This window comes from Streptomyces viridochromogenes DSM 40736 (assembly GCF_000158955.1).
In the GTDB taxonomy this organism is placed as follows: domain Bacteria; phylum Actinomycetota; class Actinomycetes; order Streptomycetales; family Streptomycetaceae; genus Streptomyces; species Streptomyces venetus.
The window spans coordinates 8,370,854-8,388,488 of the sequence record NZ_GG657757.1; the positions used below are offsets into that span (position 1 = coordinate 8,370,854).

Annotated in this window: 16 protein-coding genes and 1 pseudogene; 11 read left to right on the forward strand and 6 right to left on the reverse strand. The window is 71.0% G+C overall.

What is annotated here, in order from left to right; genetic code table 11:
* On the forward strand, positions 1 to 824 hold an 824-nt coding region (locus SSQG_RS36770; protein ID WP_244299388.1), incomplete at its 5' end, for a discoidin domain-containing protein.
* A 54-nt stretch (positions 825 to 878) separates the two neighbouring features.
* Here the strand turns inward: SSQG_RS36770 and SSQG_RS36775 are convergent.
* Both SSQG_RS36775 and SSQG_RS43280 read right to left on the reverse strand, forming a co-directional pair.
* Complete coding sequence (locus tag SSQG_RS36775; protein WP_003995077.1) at positions 879 to 2,324, reverse strand: glyceraldehyde-3-phosphate dehydrogenase; 1,446 nt, start codon at positions 2,322 to 2,324, stop codon at positions 879 to 881.
* Between the two features lie 54 nt (positions 2,325 to 2,378).
* On the reverse strand, positions 2,379 to 2,885 hold the full coding sequence (locus SSQG_RS43280; protein ID WP_244299391.1) for a hypothetical protein: 507 nt from the start codon (positions 2,883 to 2,885) through the stop codon (positions 2,379 to 2,381).
* Positions 2,886 to 3,027: 142 nt separating this feature from the next.
* Between SSQG_RS43280 and SSQG_RS43285 the strand changes: the two genes are divergently transcribed.
* The gene (locus SSQG_RS43285) at positions 3,028 to 3,408 is read left to right on the forward strand and encodes a hypothetical protein (RefSeq protein WP_244299393.1); all 381 of its coding nucleotides are present in this window, start codon (positions 3,028 to 3,030) and stop codon (positions 3,406 to 3,408) included.
* A 30-nt stretch (positions 3,409 to 3,438) separates the two neighbouring features.
* Here SSQG_RS43285 and SSQG_RS36785 read toward each other — a convergent pair whose 3' ends face one another.
* Positions 3,439 to 4,776: a CitMHS family transporter gene (locus SSQG_RS36785; protein WP_003995079.1), complete on the reverse strand. Its 1,338-nt coding sequence runs from the start codon at positions 4,774 to 4,776 to the stop codon at positions 3,439 to 3,441.
* Positions 4,777 to 4,906: 130 nt separating this feature from the next.
* On the opposite strand from SSQG_RS36785, the gene SSQG_RS36790 reads away from it, so the two are divergent.
* The 6 genes from SSQG_RS36790 (at position 4,907) to SSQG_RS36815 (ending at position 11,892) form a co-directional block, all read left to right on the forward strand.
* Complete coding sequence (locus tag SSQG_RS36790; protein ID WP_039934456.1) at positions 4,907 to 5,830, forward strand: LysR family transcriptional regulator; 924 nt, start codon at positions 4,907 to 4,909, stop codon at positions 5,828 to 5,830.
* Between the two features lie 111 nt (positions 5,831 to 5,941).
* Positions 5,942 to 7,159, forward strand: a complete 1,218-nt coding sequence (locus tag SSQG_RS36795) for a CaiB/BaiF CoA transferase family protein (protein ID WP_003995081.1) — start codon at positions 5,942 to 5,944, stop codon at positions 7,157 to 7,159.
* Positions 7,149 to 8,066, forward strand: coding sequence for an HpcH/HpaI aldolase/citrate lyase family protein (locus SSQG_RS36800; protein WP_003995082.1), 918 nt, complete (start codon positions 7,149 to 7,151; stop codon positions 8,064 to 8,066). Before SSQG_RS36795 ends, SSQG_RS36800 begins: the two co-directional genes overlap by 11 nt.
* A 172-nt stretch (positions 8,067 to 8,238) precedes the next feature.
* Positions 8,239 to 8,676, forward strand: a complete 438-nt coding sequence (locus SSQG_RS36805) for a Fur family transcriptional regulator (protein WP_003995083.1) — start codon at positions 8,239 to 8,241, stop codon at positions 8,674 to 8,676.
* A gap of 52 nt (positions 8,677 to 8,728) precedes the next feature.
* Positions 8,729 to 10,945, forward strand: coding sequence for a catalase/peroxidase HPI (gene katG, locus SSQG_RS36810; protein ID WP_003995084.1), 2,217 nt, complete (start codon positions 8,729 to 8,731; stop codon positions 10,943 to 10,945).
* A gap of 164 nt (positions 10,946 to 11,109) precedes the next feature.
* Entirely contained in the window at positions 11,110 to 11,892 is a 783-nt protein-coding gene (locus SSQG_RS36815; RefSeq protein ID WP_003995085.1) for a carbonic anhydrase, read from the forward strand.
* A 56-nt stretch (positions 11,893 to 11,948) separates the two neighbouring features.
* Here SSQG_RS36815 and SSQG_RS36820 read toward each other — a convergent pair.
* A pseudogene (locus tag SSQG_RS36820) lies at positions 11,949 to 12,137 on the reverse strand (Tat pathway signal sequence domain protein); the annotation flags it as partial.
* Positions 12,138 to 12,213: 76 nt separating this feature from the next.
* On the reverse strand, positions 12,214 to 13,935 hold the full coding sequence (locus SSQG_RS36825; RefSeq protein WP_039934457.1) for a VanW family protein: 1,722 nt from the start codon (positions 13,933 to 13,935) through the stop codon (positions 12,214 to 12,216).
* Between the two features lie 229 nt (positions 13,936 to 14,164).
* On the opposite strand from SSQG_RS36825, the gene SSQG_RS36830 reads away from it, so the two are divergent.
* From SSQG_RS36830 to SSQG_RS36840, 3 genes are all read left to right on the forward strand, one after another.
* Positions 14,165 to 15,433 (forward strand): glycosyltransferase family 4 protein, encoded by a 1,269-nt coding sequence (locus tag SSQG_RS36830; RefSeq protein WP_003995088.1) that lies wholly within the window; start codon positions 14,165 to 14,167, stop codon positions 15,431 to 15,433.
* Complete coding sequence (locus tag SSQG_RS36835; protein ID WP_003995089.1) at positions 15,430 to 16,248, forward strand: hypothetical protein; 819 nt, start codon at positions 15,430 to 15,432, stop codon at positions 16,246 to 16,248. The genes SSQG_RS36830 and SSQG_RS36835 overlap by 4 nt, the downstream gene beginning before the upstream one ends.
* 180 nt (positions 16,249 to 16,428) lie before the next feature.
* A complete protein-coding gene (locus tag SSQG_RS36840) occupies positions 16,429 to 17,091 on the forward strand; it encodes a YceI family protein (protein WP_003995090.1) in 663 nt (220 codons plus the stop codon).
* Positions 17,092 to 17,115: 24 nt separating this feature from the next.
* Here the strand turns inward: SSQG_RS36840 and SSQG_RS36845 are convergent, their stop codons facing one another.
* Positions 17,116 to 17,625: a hypothetical protein gene (locus SSQG_RS36845; RefSeq protein WP_003995091.1), complete on the reverse strand. Its 510-nt coding sequence runs from the start codon at positions 17,623 to 17,625 to the stop codon at positions 17,116 to 17,118.
* Positions 17,626 to 17,635 lie beyond the last annotated feature (10 nt).

Below are 17,635 nucleotides of genomic sequence, written 5' to 3' on the forward strand. Positions count from 1 at the left end.
CCGGTCACCTGGGACCCCGCACCCGACGACGCGTTTCGACGACGCCCGGAGTGGTGACCCTGCGCGGCACCGCGCACGTCCCCGGCGGCACCACGGCGGCGGCGACCGTACGCGTCCAGGTCACGGCACCCCGGGAGACGAACACCGCGCTCGACGAGGGCGTGAGGGCCGGCGCGACGTTCACCGAGAGCGGCTACTCCGCCGAGGGCCTGCGCAACGGAATCACCGCCGAGAAGGCCTGGTCCAACTGGAAGCCGGGCACGAAGAACCCGTCCGACACCGTCACCTTCACCCTGCCGGAGCCGCGCGACCTGACCCGGGTGGTGACCCACTTCCACCGCGACGGCGGCAACGTCAGCTTCGCCGAGTCGCTCAAGGTCCAGGTGCGCGGAGCCGACGGAACCTGGACCGACGCGAGCGATTCCGTCCCCATCGGCACCGAGGGCACACCCGTCGCCGACGTCCCGGTGCGCACCTCCGGCCCGGTGACGGGGGCCCGTGTGGTCATGACGGCCCGACCGGGCGGCTACATCACCCTCGGGGAGATCGAACTGCGCGCCGAGGCACCCGGCACGTCCGGGGACGCCGCGGCCGCGTCGATCGAGGTGGACGGCGTGCCGATCGAGGGCTTCGACCCGGACCGGACCGACTACCGGGTGACCGTCGACCGGCCGGGCAAGGCCCGGATCACCGCCACGCCGCGCGACCCGTACGCGACCGTGACGGTCCGCGAGGACACGTCACGGGCGGCCCGGATCGTCACCGTTCGCAGCGAGGACGGTGCGCACACCCGGCAGTACCGGATCCGGCCGGTCCGCTCCTGACACAGGAGAACGCGGGGCGTGCCAGCCGGACACGCCCCGCGTCGACCTCCGGGATCAGACCGCCGGAGCCGGGTACGTCGGGTACTCCACCCCCGACACGTGCTGCACGACACGGATGACCTGGCAGGAGTAGCCGAACTCGTTGTCGTACCACAGGTAGAGGATCGCGTTGTCGCCCTCGACCTTGGTCGCGCCGGCGTCGACGATCGAGGCGTGGCGCGAGCCGATGAAGTCGCTGGAGACCGCGTCCGGCGCGCTGATGAAGTCGATCTGGCGCTTCAGCGGCGAGGTCAGGGAGACGTCACGGAGGTAGTCGAGCACCTCCTGGCGGGTGGTCTCGCGCGCGAGCTGCAGATTGAGGATCGCGATGGAGACGTCCGGCACCGGGACCCGGATGGAGCTGCCGGTGATCTTCGCCTTCAGGTCGGGCAGCGCCTTGGAGACGGCGGAGGCGGCACCGGTCTCGGTGATGACCATGTTGAGCGGCGCGGAGCGGCCCCGGCGCTCGGACTTGTGGTAGTTGTCCAGCAGGTTCTGGTCGTTGGTGAACGAGTGGACCGTCTCCACGTGACCGCGCTGGACCCCGAACTCGTCGTCCATCGCCTTCAGCGGCGGCACCAGCGCGTTCGTGGTGCACGAGGCGCAGGACAGGATCTGCTCGTCCGGCTTGATGGTCTCGTGGTTGACGCCGTGGACGATGTTCGGGACGTCGCCCTTGCCCGGCGCGGTCAGCACGACCTTGTCGATGCCCGGGCGCAGGTGCTGCGACAGGCCCTCGCGGTCGCGCCACTTGCCGGTGTTGTCGATGAGGATGGCGTCCTTGATGCCGTACGCCGTGTAGTCGACCTCGGACGGGTCGTTCGCGTAGATCACCTTGATCTCGTTGCCGTTGGCGATGATCGTGCTGGTCGCCTCGTCGACGGTGATCGTGCCCTGGAACTGGCCGTGGATGGAGTCGCGGCGCAGCAGCGAGGCGCGCTTGACGATGTCCTGCTCGCCTCCGCCGCGGACGACGATGGCCCGCAGCCGCAGACCGTTGCCCGAACCGGCCTTCTCGATGAGCAGCCGGGCCACGAGCCGGCCGATGCGGCCGAACCCGTACAGGACGACGTCGCGCCCCTCACGGCGCTCGATCTTGTTGGCCCCGGTGGCACCGGCGACGGCCTCGGCGGTGAACTCGGCGATCGACAGACCGCGGTCGTCCTCGCGGTACGTCGCGGCGAGCATGCCGATGTCGATCTGCGACGGCCCGAGGTCGAGGGCGGCGAGGGTCTGCAGGAACGGCAGCGTCTCGGTGACGGAGAGCTCCGCACCGGCGATCTGCCGGGCGAACCGGTGCGTCTTGAGGATGCTGACCACCGACTTGTTCACCAGGGAGCGGCTGTGCAGCAGGACGGTCACGTCCCGCTCCCGGTGCAGCTTCCCGATGATCGGGATCATCGACTCCGCGATCTCCTCGCGGTTCTTCCAGTTGGTGAACGAGTCGTCGTTGAGAGTCACGAATCCATCTTTCGAGCTAGGCGGCGCTCATATGTTAAACCGTCGATTTCCGGATCATGAACGGGGCCCCACTGCCGGACTCGGCCCCACCGCCGGACCCGGCCCCGCTCCGCGAGCCCCCGGCCGCCCGGCCTGAGACGATCGGAACGGAGCCTCCACGCGAAAGGGACGCTCATGGACTACGACGCCGTGGTGGACGAGCTGTACGCCCTGCGCCCGGAGGACTTCACCGCCGCCCGCGCCTCGGCCGTGGCAGCCGCCCGCACCGCCGGCGACCAGGAGCTCGCCCAGCGGATCGGCGCCCTGCGCAAGCCCAGCCTCGCCGCCTGGGTCAGCAACCTCCTGGTCCGCAGCCGACCCGGCGAGGTCCAGCCCCTGCTCCGGCTGGGGGAGGGCCTGCGCCAGGCCCACCAGGACCTCGACGGCACGCAGCTGCGCGAACTGAGCCGGCAGCAGCACGCACTCATCCGTGCCCTGTCCGCCGAGGCCCGCCGGCTCGCCGCGGACGCCGGTCATCCGGTCGGTGAGGCCGTGCAGCGCGAGGTCGAGAACACCCTGCACGCCGTCCTGGCCGACCCCGAGGCCGCCGGGGCATGGGCGAGCGGCCGGCTGGCCAAGCCGCTGAGCGCCACCGTCGGCTTCCCGGCCGTCGCGCAGAGCGCGGCCGCGCGGAGTGCCGCGGTTCGGAGCACCGTCGCGGAGGGTGCCGGGACGCGGCGCCGCGCCCGCGGAAGCCCCCTCCGGGCAGGACCGCAAGGCCGAGGAGCAGCGGCAGCGGCGACTCGCTCAGGCCCGCCGGGACGCCGAGGCCGCCGAGCGGGAACTGCGGACGCTGAGGGACGCGGCGGCAGCCGCCGGCCAGGACGCGGACGAGGCGAAACAGGAGGTGGACCGCCTCCAGCGGCGCGTGGGGGAGCTCACCGAGGAGCTGGAACGCGCCAGGGCCGAACACGAGCAGGCCCGCTTCGCCGAGCGGACGGCCCGGGAACGGGCCCGCACGGCCGATCGTCGCGTCCGCGAAGCCGACCGCCGGGCGGCGAAGACCGCGGCCCAGCTCGAACGCCTGACCCCGTCGGGCACCTGAGCGGCCCGTGTGCTCAGTGCTGAGCCTCCGTCAGAGGGAGAGGGCGCCGGTGAGGACGGCGCCGACGGTCATCACGAGTGTGGTGGCGAAGGCCCAGCGGAAGATGAAGCGCTGGTGCTCACCGAGCTGGACGCCGCTCATGCCGAGGAGGATGAAGGTGGCGGCGGTGAGGGGGCTGAGCGGGAAGCCCGTCGTCATCTGGCCGAGGATGGCGGCCCGGGCGACCTCGGCAGGGTCGGTGCCGAAGCCGCTCGCCGTCTCGGCGAGGACGGGCAGGACACCGAAGTAGTAGGCGTCCGGGGTGAAGACCAGGCTCAGCGGCATGCCCGTGACGGCCACCAGGACGGGCAGGTGGCCGCCGAGGGAGTCCGGTATCACGGACACCAGCGCCTCGGCCATCGCGTCGATCATCCCGGTCCCGGTGAGAACGCCGGTGAGCACACCCGCCGCGAAGATCATCGTGGTCACCAGGACGACGTTCTTCGCGTGCCTGTCGAGCAGCGCCTGCTGCTGTTCCCACCTGGGATGGTTGACCAGGAGGGCCACGGCGAACCCGAGGACGAACAGCACCGGCAGCGGCATGGCCTCCAGGACCAGCGCGACCACGAGCACGACGGTCAGCAGCAGATTGAAGACGGTGAGCCAGAGCGGCGCCGGCGCGTCGACCCGGACGGCACCCGGCCCGTCACCGGGAGCCGCGGCCGCCGCAGGTACAGGCTGGTCGGAAGCCGGCTCCGCACGGGCTTCGGTGAGCACACCGAGGCGCCGCCGTTCCCGGCGGCCGATCAGCCAGGACGCCACCAGGACCCACGCGATGCCGAGGCCCATCGCGGGCAGCACCGGCGTGAAGACGTCCGAACTCTCCAGCTTCAGGGCCGCCATGGCACGCACGGTCGGTCCGCCCCAGGGAACCATGTTCATCACGCCCGCACCCAGGCAGACCACCCCGGACAGCACGAGCGGACTCATGCCCACCTTCCGGTAGACGGGCAGCAGCGCGGAGACCGTGATGAGGAACGTGGAGGCCCCGTCGCCGTCCAGGGCCACGCACAACGTGAGGACGGCCGTGGCGACGGTGATGCGCATCGGATCGCCCTTGGCCAGCCGAAGCAGACCGCGGATCAGCGGATCGAACAGGCCCGCGTCCACCATGAGGCTGAAGTACAGAACGGCGAACGCGATCATGATGCCGGTGGGCGCCACCTTCGCCAGCCCGTCGAGCACCATCTCGCCCAAGTCGCCCGCGTCCCCGCCCACCAGCGCGGCCAGCACCGGCAGCACCACCAGCGCGACCAGCACCGAGACACGTCTGGTCATGGTGAGCAACAGGAACAGGGCGATCGTGGCGAAGCCCAGGACTGCCGGCATGGTGACGCTCGCTTTCTCGGGGATAGCCGAGAGTGTCCGAGCGCCGGAAGATCCGTGTCCAGCATCAAACCGAAATCTGTCCATGCGATCCGCGCATCAATCGGTCCAGGCTGACGTACGCTTCCCGGCCATGGAGGCCACCTTGCGTCAGCTCTCGGCGTACGCGGCCGTCGCCAGGGCGACGAGTTTCACCGCGGCCGCCGCCCGGTTGGGCGTCTCGCAGTCGTCCCTCAGCCGCGCCGTCGCCGACCTGGAACGGCAGGTCGGGGCCCAGCTGCTCGAACGCGACACGCGCAACGTGCAGTTGACCGCCGCCGGAGCCGAGGCGCTGCGCATCGCCGAGCAGATCCTCGGCGCCCACCGGGCCGGGATGAACGAACTGGACCGCTTCCTGCTCGGCGAGTCGGGCACCGTCGCCGTCGCCACCCTGCCCTCCGTCGCCGCCGTGCTGCTCCCGCAGGTCATCTCCGGTTTCCGCGCGGCACGGCCGCGGGTCGCGGTACGCCTGCTGGACGGTCTGGAACGGGCCGTGCTGAACCGGGTCCTGTCCGGCGACGCCGACTTCGCGATCACCACGGTCGGCGTACCGCCGGACCGTCTTGAGCACCGCCCCCTGGTCCGGGACCGGTTCGTCGCGGTCCTGCACGAGGACCATCCGCTCGCCGCCCACGACGAGGTCGGCTGGGCGGACCTGGCCCGCGAGCCCTTCCTCGCCGTCGGGCGCGACTCCAGCGTGCGGCGGCTGACGGACGCCGCCTTCGGTCAGGTCGACGCGCATGCCGTGCCCGCCGCGGAGGCCGGCAGTGTCGCCACGGTGGGCGGACTGGTGGCCGCCGGCCTCGGCGTGAGCGCCCTGCCCGCCCTGGTGCTGCCCCTGCTCGGCACCGGCCCCTTCGCCTTCCGGCCGCTCGTGGACCCCGTGGTGGACCGGCGCCTCGACATCGCCCTGCGCGCCCGGCGGACCCTCCCGCGCGTCACCGAACACTTCCTGGAGACGCTCGAGGACTTCCGCGGCCAGGGCAGGGAGCTGCCGCCCGGGGTGTCCTGGGCCTGACCCCGATTGATGCACATCCCGCATTGATTGATGGCGTTCTTTTGCTGGACAGGCATTTCTGCGGCTCGGCAGTCTGAAGGCGAACCGGATCAGCCGAGAGGGGACGCATCGGTGTCGGACGACCAGCGGAACACCACGGGACAAGGGCAGTTGCGAGGACTGAAGGTCGTCGAGTTCGCACACGTGGTGGCCGGCCCGCTCGCGGGATCCATGCTCGCCGACCAGGGCGCGGACGTCGTCCACGTCGAACCCCCCGGGGCCGGGGACGCCGCCCGCGCGATGGGGCCTCGCCGCGAGGGAGTTCCCCTGTGGTTCAAGGTCGCCGCCCGCAACAAACGCTCCGTCACCCTCGACCTGCACCACGCGGCAGGCCGGGAGGTCGCCCACCGCCTCGTCGCCTGGGCGGATGTCGTCATCGTCACCCTGCGCGCCGGGCGGCTGCGCAGCTGGGGCCTGGACTGGGAGGCCGTGCACCGGATCAACCCGAAGGCGGTCCTGCTGCAGATCTCCGGCTTCGGCGCCACCTCCAGCCAGGCCGACGCCCCCGGCTTCGGCAAGATGGGCGAGGCCCGCAGCGGCGTCGTGCACCTGACCGGTCACCCGGACGGGCCGCCCGTCCACACCGGCTTCTCGCACGGCGACGCCGTCACCGGCCTGATGGGCGCCTACGCCGTCCTGGCCGCCCTGCACCGGCGCGACAACGACCCCGGTTTCGACGGCGAGTGGATCGACCTCGCCCTGTTCGAGCCCCTGTTCCGGCTCGTCGAGTGGCAGGTCATCGTCCACGACCAGCTGGGTGTGGTGCCCCAACGCACCGGGAACCAGCTGGCCGTCGCCCCCGCCGCCGTGATCAACACCTACCGCTCCCGCGACGAGCAGTGGATCACGGTGACCTCCGCGACTCTGCGCTCCGTACGGAACGTGGCCCGGCTGCTGGGCCTGCCCGGGGAGGAGTTCGCCACGTCGGAGCAACAGCACGCACGACGCGAAGAGTTGGACGCAGGGCTGCGGTCCTGGGTGGCGGACCGCTCCGCCGCCGAGTGCCTGGAGGCGTTCGCCCGCGCCGAGGTCGTCGCCTCCCGTGTCTTCGACGCGGCCGACATCGCGGCCGACCCGGTCTACGCCGAACGCGGTGACATCGTCACCGTCGACGACCCCGACCTGGGCGAGGTGCGGATGCAGGCGGTCATCCCGCACTTCCGCCGCCGCCCCGGGCGGGTCTGGCGGACCGGGCCCGCACTCGGCCAGGACAACGACCTCGTGTACCGCGACTGGCTGGGACTGAGCGAGCGGGAACTGGCCGACCTGGAGAAGAACGATGTCGTCTGAACCCTCCGCGCCCACGGAACTCCGCGCCCCGCTCCGCTCCCTGCTCTTCGTCCCCGGCCACCGCACGGACTGGCTCCCCAAGGCCCGCGCCGCCGGCGCCGACGCCGTGATCCTCGACCTGGAGGACGCGGTACCGGCCGTCGACAAACCGCTCGCCCGCGCCCGGGTCACCGAGGCCCTGGCGGAGGCCGCCGAGCAACAGGCGGGCGGTATGGCCCTGTTCGTCCGGATCAACCCGCTCGACGACTGGACCGCCGCCGGGGAACTGCGAGCCGTCGTACGCCCGGGACTGGCCGGAATCGTCCTGCCCAAGGTGCACACCGCCGCCGACGTGCGGCTCGCGGACCGCCTGATCGGCTGGTGCGAACACGAGCACGGCCTGCCCGCCGGCGCGACGGCCCTCGTCCCGCTGCTGGAGTCGGCCCGCGCCCTGCGCGACGCCCACGACATCGCCGCGGCCGCACCCCGGGTGGCACATGTCGGCGCACTGACCGCACCCGGCGGCGATGTGGAGCGCGCCGTCGGCTACCGCTGGAGTCCTGAGGGCACGGAGACCCAGGCTCTGCGCTCGCGTGTCCTGCTGGACGTCCGCGCCGCGGGAGCGCCGTACCCCGTGACCGGACTGTGGACACACATAGCCGACCTGACGGGCCTTCGCGCCTTCGCCGAGCAGAACCGCGCCCTCGGGTACGACGGCATGATGGCCATCCATCCGGCCCACATCCCCGTGATCAACGAGGTCTTCGCTCCCGGCCCCGAAGAACTCGACCGCTGTGCACGCCTCGTCGCCGCCGTGGAGTCGGCCCAGCGCGACGGTGTCGGCGCCCTGGTCTTCGAGGGCCGCATGGTCGACGAGGCCATGGCCGAAACGGCACGTGCGGTGCTGGCGCGACACGGCCGTGGCTGACACCATCCCGGCACCGCACCGGAACACGATCATGTTGAATGTGATGTGGCTCACTGTGGTATAGCTCGCAACTGCCGGACGTGTGGCCGCACAAGGGGTCACGTCCGCGACACCAAAATTGAACCGTTCGTTTTCTTGAACGGCTCGTGTTTGTGCGGATAGGTTGTCCGGCATGACCGCATCCCCGACCCCGACCACCGCCGAGGAGCTGCGCGGTGCCGGCCTGCGAGTGACGGCCGCCCGCGTCGCGCTGCTCGAGGCCGTGCGGGACGGTGACCACCTCGGTGCCGAGGCCATCGCCTCCGAGGTGCGCGGCCGCGTCGGCCACATCTCCGTCCAAGCCGTCTACGAGGGGCTCCACGCACTCACCGCGGCGGGACTCATACGCCGCCTCGACCCGCCCGGCAGCCCGGCCCTCTACGAGGGACGGGTCGGCGACAACCACCACCACCTCGTGTGCCGGTCGTGCGGGACCGTCGCCGACGTGGACTGCGCGGTCGGCCACGCCCCGTGCCTGACCGCGTCCGACGACCGCGGCTTCGCCGTCGACGAGGCCGAGGTCATCTACTGGGGTTTGTGCCCCGCCTGCTCCACCGCCCGCAGTTCCTGAGCAATGTGATCCACCCGAGCACCGTGAACCACCCCCGTCCGGAAGGATTTCCATGACCGAGAACCACGACGCGATCGTCACTGACGCGAAGCCGGAGGAGACGGGCGGCTGCCCGGTAGCGCACGGCCGTGCCCTGCACCCGACCCAGGGTGGCGGCAACCGTCAGTGGTGGCCGGAGCGCCTCAACCTGAAGATCCTCGCCAAGAACCCCGAGGTGGCCAACCCGCTCGGCAAGGACTTCGACTACGCCGAGGCGTTCAAGGACCTCGACCTCGCGGCCGTGAAGCAGGACATCGCCGAGGTGCTGACCACCTCGCAGGACTGGTGGCCGGCCGACTTCGGCAACTACGGCCCCCTGATGATCCGTATGGCCTGGCACAGCGCGGGCACCTACCGCATCAGCGACGGCCGCGGCGGCGCCGGCGCCGGCCAGCAGCGCTTCGCCCCGCTCAACAGCTGGCCGGACAACGGCAACCTCGACAAGGCCCGCCGTCTGCTGTGGCCCGTGAAGAAGAAGTACGGCCAGTCCATCTCCTGGGCCGACCTGCTGATCCTCACCGGCAACGTCGCCCTGGAGCAGATGGGCTTCGAGACCTTCGGCTTCGCCGGCGGCCGCGCGGACGTCTGGGAGGCCGAGGAGGACGTCTACTGGGGCCCCGAGACCACCTGGCTCGACGACAAGCGCTACACCGGCGACCGCGAGCTGGAGAACCCGCTCGGCGCCGTCCAGATGGGCCTCATCTACGTCAACCCCGAGGGCCCCAACGGCAACCCGGACCCGATCGCCGCGGCCCGCGACATCCGTGAGACGTTCCGCCGCATGGCGATGAACGACGAGGAGACCGTCGCCCTGATCGCGGGTGGCCACACCTTCGGCAAGACCCACGGTGCCGGCCCGGCCGACAACGTCGGCGCCGACCCCGAGGCCGCCTCCATGGAGGAGCAGGGCCTGGGCTGGCGGAGCACCTACGGCACCGGCAAGGGGGGGGACGCCATCACCTCCGGCCTGGAGGTCACCTGGACCACCACGCCGACCCAGTGGAGCAACGGGTTCTTCAAGAACCTCTTCGAGTTCGAGTACGAGCTCGAGCAGAGCCCGGCCGGCGCCCACCAGTGGGTCGCCAAGGACGCCCCCGAGATCGTCCCCGACGCGCACGACCCGTCCAAGAAGCACCGCCCGAAGATGCTCACCACGGACCTGTCGCTGCGCTTCGACCCGATCTACGAGCCCATCTCCCGCCGGTTCTACGAGAACCCCGAGGAGTTCGCGGACGCCTTCGCCCGCGCCTGGTACAAGCTGACCCACCGTGACATGGGCCCGAAGTCCCTCTACCTCGGCCCGGAGGTCCCGGAGGAGACGCTGATCTGGCAGGACCCGCTGCCCGAGGCCGAGGGCGAGTCCATCGACGACGGGGACATCGCGACCCTCAAGACCAAGCTCCTCGAGTCCGGTCTGTCCGTGTCTCAGCTGGTGTCCACCGCCTGGGCCTCGGCGTCCACCTTCCGCGGCAGCGACAAGCGCGGCGGCGCCAACGGCGCCCGTATCCGCCTGGAGCCGCAGCGCGGCTGGGAGGTCAACGAGCCCGACGAGCTGGCCCAGGTCCTGCGCGTCCTGGAGGGCATCCAGCGGGAGTTCAACACCGGCGCCAAGAAGGTCTCCCTGGCCGACCTGATCGTCCTCGGCGGCACCGCCGCGGTCGAGAAGGCCGCCAAGGAAGCCGGCTTCGCCGTGCAGGTCCCCTTCGCGGCGGGCCGTGTGGACGCCACGGAGGAGCACACCGACGCCGAGTCCTTCGAGGCGCTCGAGCCGACCGCCGACGGGTTCCGCAACTACCTCGGCAAGGGCAACCGCCTGCCGGCCGAGTTCCTGCTGCTCGACAGGGCGAACCTGCTCACCCTGAGCGCCCCCGAGCTGACCGTCCTGGTCGGTGGCCTGCGTGTGCTGGGCGCCAACTACCAGCAGTCCCAGCTCGGCGCCTTCACCAAGACGCCCGGTTCGCTGACGAACGACTTCTTCGTCAACCTGCTCGACCTGGGCACGACGTGGAAGGCGACCTCCGAGGACCAGACCACGTTCGAGGGCCGCGACGCCGCCACCGGCGAGGTCAAGTGGGCCGGCTCCCGCGCCGACCTGGTCTTCGGCTCGAACTCCGAGCTGCGGGCGCTCGCCGAGGTCTACGCGAGCGACGACGCGAAGGAGAAGTTCGTGAACGACTTCGTCGCCGCGTGGGTCAAGGTCATGAACCTGGACCGGTTCGACCTGGTCTGATCCACCCCGCCTGACAGGACGCCCCGGGCCACCGCCCGGGGCGTCCTGCGTTCTCGCTGAGGCACCGTCAAAGGCCGTTCAAGGTAAGAACATCACTCACCCAACTCTCACCATGAAACGGCAAGAAACCCGGCCGTTCCCGGACTCGGGCATACGTTCTGGTCGTGAACTCACACACCACCTCCCACAGAGGCAGCGGCCCTGAACCGCACTCCTTCGCCGGTTCACGGCCGACCCCTGGCGGCACGGTCCGCCGCACCCTCCTGCGCACCGCGCTGACCGGGGCCGCCGCCCTCGGCGCCGGATTCGCGGCCGCCCCGCAGGCCACCGCCACGACCTCCGCACCGGGCACACCCCCGAGGCCCGGCACTCCGGACGAGGCCCTCAGGGAACTGGCGGAGGGCAACCGCCGCTGGCGCGCCTACCGCGAGCGCCACCCGCACGAAGACCCCGCCCTGCGGCGGACGCTGGCCACTGCCCAGCATCCCTTCGCCGTCGTGCTCGGCTGCATCGACTCGCGCGTGCCCCCGGAACTGGTCTTCGACCAGGGGCTCGGGGACCTGATGACCGTCCGCACCGCCGGCGAGGTCCTGGACGAGGCCGTCCTCGGCAGTGTCGCCTACGGCGTCCTGGAACTCGCCATACCGCTCGTCGTCGTACTCGGCCACCAGTCGTGCGGCGCGGTCCGTGCGGCCGTGCAGGCCGAGCAGTCCGGGGAACGCCTGCCCGCCCACATGCAGTACCTCGTCGACCAGATAGGCCCGGCCATAGACCACGGTGTCGATGGGGACGCGCGGATCGACGCGACGGTGAGCGCCAACGTCCGCCTCGTACGCTCGCGGCTGGCCGCGGAACCCGAGCTCGCCGCCCGGGTCGCCGACGGCCGCCTGGCGATCGTCGGCGCCCGTTACGAGCTGACGACCCAGACAGTCCACCGCGTCGCCTGAGAAACCCGCCCGGTCCGCTGCACGCGACAGCGGACCGGGCCGCCCTGTCAGGCCCGCTCGTACGACTGTCCCGCGGGCACCGTGCTGTTCGTGCGGTCCGAGTGGTCCAGGACGGCCGGCTCGGTCACGGCCCAGTCCGGCGAACGGGCGTGGCGACCGGCGCGGGAGCCGAACGCGAGATGGGTCGAGGTCGGGGTGTCCTCCGGAATCGGGGACTTGTCGACGGTCACCCCGTCGTTGGTGCCGCCACTTGAGCCGCGAGAACGCTCTCAACGATGCGCGCTCGTTGTGCCGGCCGGGTGGGCGAACAGCGTGTGGGGGTCACTCGCACACGATCTCGTCACGGGGCGTGTAGTGCGTGCGGTACGGCTCCCGCCTCACTTCCCGGCCGTCGTCGTAGAAGACCCGTTCCACGGTGACGTCGAACCCTTCGAGCGGTGTCTGCGGCACGCACTCCTTGTCGTGACTCACCTTCTTCTCCGGCTCCTTCACCTCGGTGCGCGGCCCCTTGACCGACTTGATCTCGTCGTACCTCTTGGTGCCGAGGAAGGAGACGGTCACGGACGTGTCCGTGGACTCGGCCTGGATGTAGATCGCCTTGCCGGAGTCGTTGGTGAACCTCAGGTCCAGGCTGCCCCAGGCGACCGTCGCCTCGCGGCCCTCCGGGTAGCGCTCGATGTAGAAGGAGTGCGCGCCGTGTTCCACGGGCTTGACCCCGGCGAAGAACAGGGCGTTGTAGACGGTCGTCGCCACGGACGAGACGCCACCGCCGGATGCCTTGGTGAACTTGTCGTCGAGGATGATGACGCCCTCGACGAAACCGTTGGCCTCGGTGCGCTCCCCGACGGTCCGGTTGAAGCTCCAGGTCTCGTCCGGCCGGACGACGGAGCCGTTGATGAGGTCCACGGCCCGGCCGATGTTCTTGGTGCGGTACTCGGCCGGTTCGAAGTGGACGGTGAAGGAGGACATCGTCTCCGTCAGCCCCAGTGCCGCGGCGTTCTCCCGGGTCACCTCGGGCTGGATCCGGCGCACCTCCACCTCGCCGCCGCGGGCGTCACCCGACCTGGTGAGCAGCGGCAGCACGGCCTTGCCCAGCGCCTTGTCGGTGACCTCCCGGCCGGGCGTGGCGTCCTCGGCGACCACGACCTTGTCGCCGTCCGGCCGCAGCCTGGCGTTCTCGGCGGTGGTGGTGACGTCGTTCAGGGGCCCGGCCACGGCGGGATCGTCGCGCAGCCCCTTCGTGTCGAGCTCCGGTCTCAGTGTGCCGCTGCCGTCGGGCCGCATGGCCAGGTGCTCGCCCAGCACCTTCTGCCCGACCGTGAACCGCTTGCCGTCGGCGGTGAGCGTGACGGGCGCCGACATGGCCGGCTCCGCGAAGGTGCGCAGCGCCCGCCGTACCTCGTCGGCCGTGACCTTCGGCCGGGTCTCCCGGGCGGGCAGGGCCGTCACCGCGTCGGCGTCACCGCGCAGGAAGGAGGCGCGCAGGGGGCCGACCGCGCGCTCCACGTCCAGGGCGTACCCCGTGCGTGGTGTCACCTGTTCGGCCCGCCCGTCCTCGAAGGCGACCGCACCGTCCCGGACCTTCTGGTCGAGCTTCTTCGCCAGCTGCCCGAGTGCGGCCCGGGCCTCGCCCTCGTCGACGCGTACGACCGGTTCGATCTCGCCGCCCGAGCGGAAGAGCCCACCGAACACGCCGATCGGATCGGCGCCGGTGCGCGCCGCCCGGTCGACGGTCTCCCGGAGGTCGTAGGAGAGCCCGGCGCGTCGCGGATCGACCGTGCCCGTGCGGTCACCGATCTTCACGGGCAGGGTCCGTGTACCGGCCGGGCCCAGGTCGCGCTCCAGCTTCCGCACCGCCTCCGCACGGCTCAGGCCGCCGATCTCCACCCCGCGCACCGTCGTACCGGAGTCGATCTCCCCACCCGTGAGCATCAGACCGGTGAGGTACAGACCGCCGACGCCCACGGCCAGCGCGCCGCCGGCCAGGGCCAGGGGCGGGAGGGAGGTGATGCGCGAAGGGACTGAGGCTATTCGGGGGCGCATGGGTCTCCTGAGGATCAAAACGAGCGTGCACCCGATGACGCGGCACTGCTGCGGGCAAACACCTCAAGCTATCCACACAAGGGCGGCGAACCGGTATGGCCCAGACCACGTATGTCCTAGATCATCGCCAAATCGGCCGAACCCACCCACCCGGCCGACCACGGCCGACCACGGCCACAGAGTGGTAACGACGAACAACGTTCGGGTCGTTGACACGGTCTAGGCCACCATGAAGATCTCTTTCCTCATCCACAACGCCTACGGAATCGGAGGCACGATCACCACCACGTTCAACCTGGCCGGGGCACTCGCCGAACGGCACGACGTGGAGATCGTCTCCGCGTTACGCCACCGGGAACACCCGAACCTCGCCCTGGACCCCCGGGTGCGGCTGCGCGCGCTGGTGGATCTGCGCAAGGAAGCGGACCATCCGCTGCACCAGAGACCGGCGAAGATCTTCCCCGCTGCCGAGTACCGCCACCACCAGTACAGCGAGCTGACCGACCAGCGGATCGGCGAGTGCCTGGAGGCGCTCGACACGGGGGTCGTCATCGGCACCCGCCCGGGCCTCAACGTGCACATAGCGCGCCAGGCCCCGCGGCACGTCATACGCGTCGGCCAGGAGCACCTGACCCTCGACAACCACTCGCCCCGGCTGCGCACCGCGCTGCGCCGCGCGTACCGCCACCTCGACGTGATCACCACCGTCACGGAAGCGGACGCCGCCGCCTACCGGCGCAAGATGTGGCTGCCCGGCGTCCATGTGGAGGCCCTTCCGAACAGCGTCCCGGACCCCGCGCTGCCTCCCGCGGACGGCTCCGCCAAGGTCGTGATCGCCGCCGGCCGGCTGGTCCCGGTGAAGCGCTACGACCTGCTCATCGAGGCGTTCGCCCAGGTCGCCGCCGCGTTCCCGGACTGGCAGCTGCGTATCTACGGCAAGGGCGAGGAGCAGCCCGCCCTGCGGCAGCTCATCGAACGACACGAGCTGTGGAACAACGTGTTCCTGATGGGGGCCGCCACCCCCATGGAGGCCGAATGGGCCAAGGCCTCGATCGGCGCGGCCACGTCGAACTTCGAGCCGTTCGGCATGACCATCGTCGAGGCGATGCGCTGCGGACTGCCCGTCGTCAGCACCGACTGCCCCTACGGTCCCGGCGAGATCATCCAGGACGGAGCAGACGGCCGGCTGGTACCGGTCGGAGACCGTGACGCCCTCGCCGCGGCCCTGCTGGAACTCGTCGGAGACGACGAACGCCGTCGCCGCATGGGCCGCACCGCCCTGGAGAACGCGCGCCGCTTCGCCCCCGGCCCCGTCGTCGCACAGGCCGAACGCATCCTGGAGCAGGCCGTCACGGCCAGAAGCACGGGCCGCCGCACCGGCGCCGAGCAGGACCACCGCCCACACAGCGCACTGACCGGCCGCGGCCACGCCGCCCGCGACGCCGCCCACGCCGCGGCCACCGGCGCCCTGCGCGCGATCCGGAAGGGACGACGATGACCACGCACCACGACACCCGCCTGCGTACCGACTGCGCGACCGACACCGACGGCCGCATCACCTTCCGCCTTCCCGCGGCCACCGGCACCCGCCCCCAGTTGCTGCTGCGGCTGCGCCCCAAGAAGGGCCGCCCCGAGACCACCCGCCGCCTCCTCGACCTGGAGCCCGACCCCACCGGCGGCTCCCCGCGCGCCGTACTGGAACCGCGCCCTGCCCTCGACGAAGGACGCTGGGACCTGTACCTGCTGCCGGAGCCCGGAGCCGAACGACAGCGACTGCGCCCCGGCCTCAGAGACCTGCGCGCCCTCGTCGACGGGCACCTCCGCGACCGGCCCTCGCCGGTCACCGTCACCATCCCGTACGTCACGAAGGACGGCTTCCTCGCGCTCCGGGCGTGGCGGCGCACCGCCCACGCGGAGGCCCGCACCATCGACGTCACGGATCGCGCCATCACGGTCACGGCACGCCTGCACGGTGCCGCCCTCCAGGAGGACGCCACCGTGCGGCTGCGCCTGCGCGGCGGTGACACGGTGCGGAGTCTGCGCCCCCGGATCGACGACGACGGCAGGGGCTTCTCCTTCGTCGCCGGCCACGAGGATCTGAAGATCACGGGTGCGGGGCCCGGCGGGATCTGGGACGCCTTCGTCCGGCCCGCCGCCGACGCGTCACCCATCAGGATCGCCCGGCTGCTCGACGATGTGGCGGACCGCAAGCACGTGTACGTGTATCCGGCAATGACGGCGGCCGCATCGGCCGTGCGCCCTTACTACACGGTCGACAACGACCTCGCGATCGAGGTGAAGACGGCCGAATAGTCGAAATGCCCGAGATGAAAAACCATGGTGTTCCGGATGGGTATTTCGTCGGTGCGCCGCGACAGCGGTGTGTGGATTCTGTGTAAAGCGGCGGCAAGAAGGGGCATGTACTCTTCTTCAACACCGGTGAACGCGGAGGGGACTTGCGGCGATAAGCAAACTCAAGTACCTAGGTGAATCATGAACCTGTTCAACCGCGTCGTGCCGTCCCGTCGGCAGGCGCCGACCGTCCCCCCACAGCGCCCCGGCGGCGCGGCGGCGTCCCCCACCGCCGTGCTGCCCGACCCCGGCCTGACGAACCTCACCGGTGAATGGGTCGTCGACCCCGCGCACAGCAGGATCGGCTTCTCCGTCCGGCACGCCATGGTGACCACCGTGCGCGGTTGTTTCCTGGAGTACGAGAGCAGGCTCTACTTCGACGCCCACGACCCCGCTCGGTCACGGGCCGACATCACGCTGTTCACCTCCAGCGTCGACACCGGGGTGGAACAACGTGACGCGCACCTGGTCGGTCGTGACTTCCTCGATGCCGCGACTTATCCGCGTATGCGCTTCACCAGTACCGCGGTGGAACACGCGGGCGCCGACCTCTTTCGCATGTCGGGCGAGCTCACCATCAAAGGCGTATCGCGTCCCGTCGTACTCGACATGACCTACATAGGACATGTCACCGACCCCTTCGGATACGAAAGGGTCGGTTTCGACGGCACCACCACCATCAACCGTTCCGACTGGGGTCTGACCTACAACAGCAGGCTGGCCGAGGGCGGCGCGATGGTGAGTGAGAAGGTGCGCCTGCAGCTCGACATCGCCGCGATCCGTATGGCCCCGTCGGGCGGCTGACGCTTCCCGACGCGGCGGTACGGGTCATGCCGTGTCGCCGGGCCCGGCCACGACACGGAACGTCGCCGGGCCGAGCCTGATCACCCCGTCGCTCAGCGGAGTGCACCGCACACCGCCCCCGCCACGCAGGGCGCGCTGTGCGCCGGGGCCGATGGTCACGTCCATCCAGGCGCAGGGCCGGGCGGGACGGTTCACGGCGAACACGACCGGCCCGGTGCCGCAGTCGAGCGCGATCGTCGCACCGACGCACGCGTCGATGTCGACGCCCCTGAGCAGGACGTTGCGGCGGGTGTGCCGGAGATCGGCGGACCCGTCGATCTCCACGGGGAGCTTCTCCGCCGCCATGAGGGTCACCGCCGCGTTCCGGTGGGCGGGCCGTGCGTAGTAGCGGTCGCCCACGATGCCCAGGCCACGGCGTACCTCCACCAGGGGGACCCGCTCGTCGGACGGGCCCGCCGCGGGCCCGTCCGAGGGGCGTCCGGCCAGCCGGTGCGTGGGCGACACCAGTAGTTGCAGCACCTCCACCTCGACCATGACGACCAGC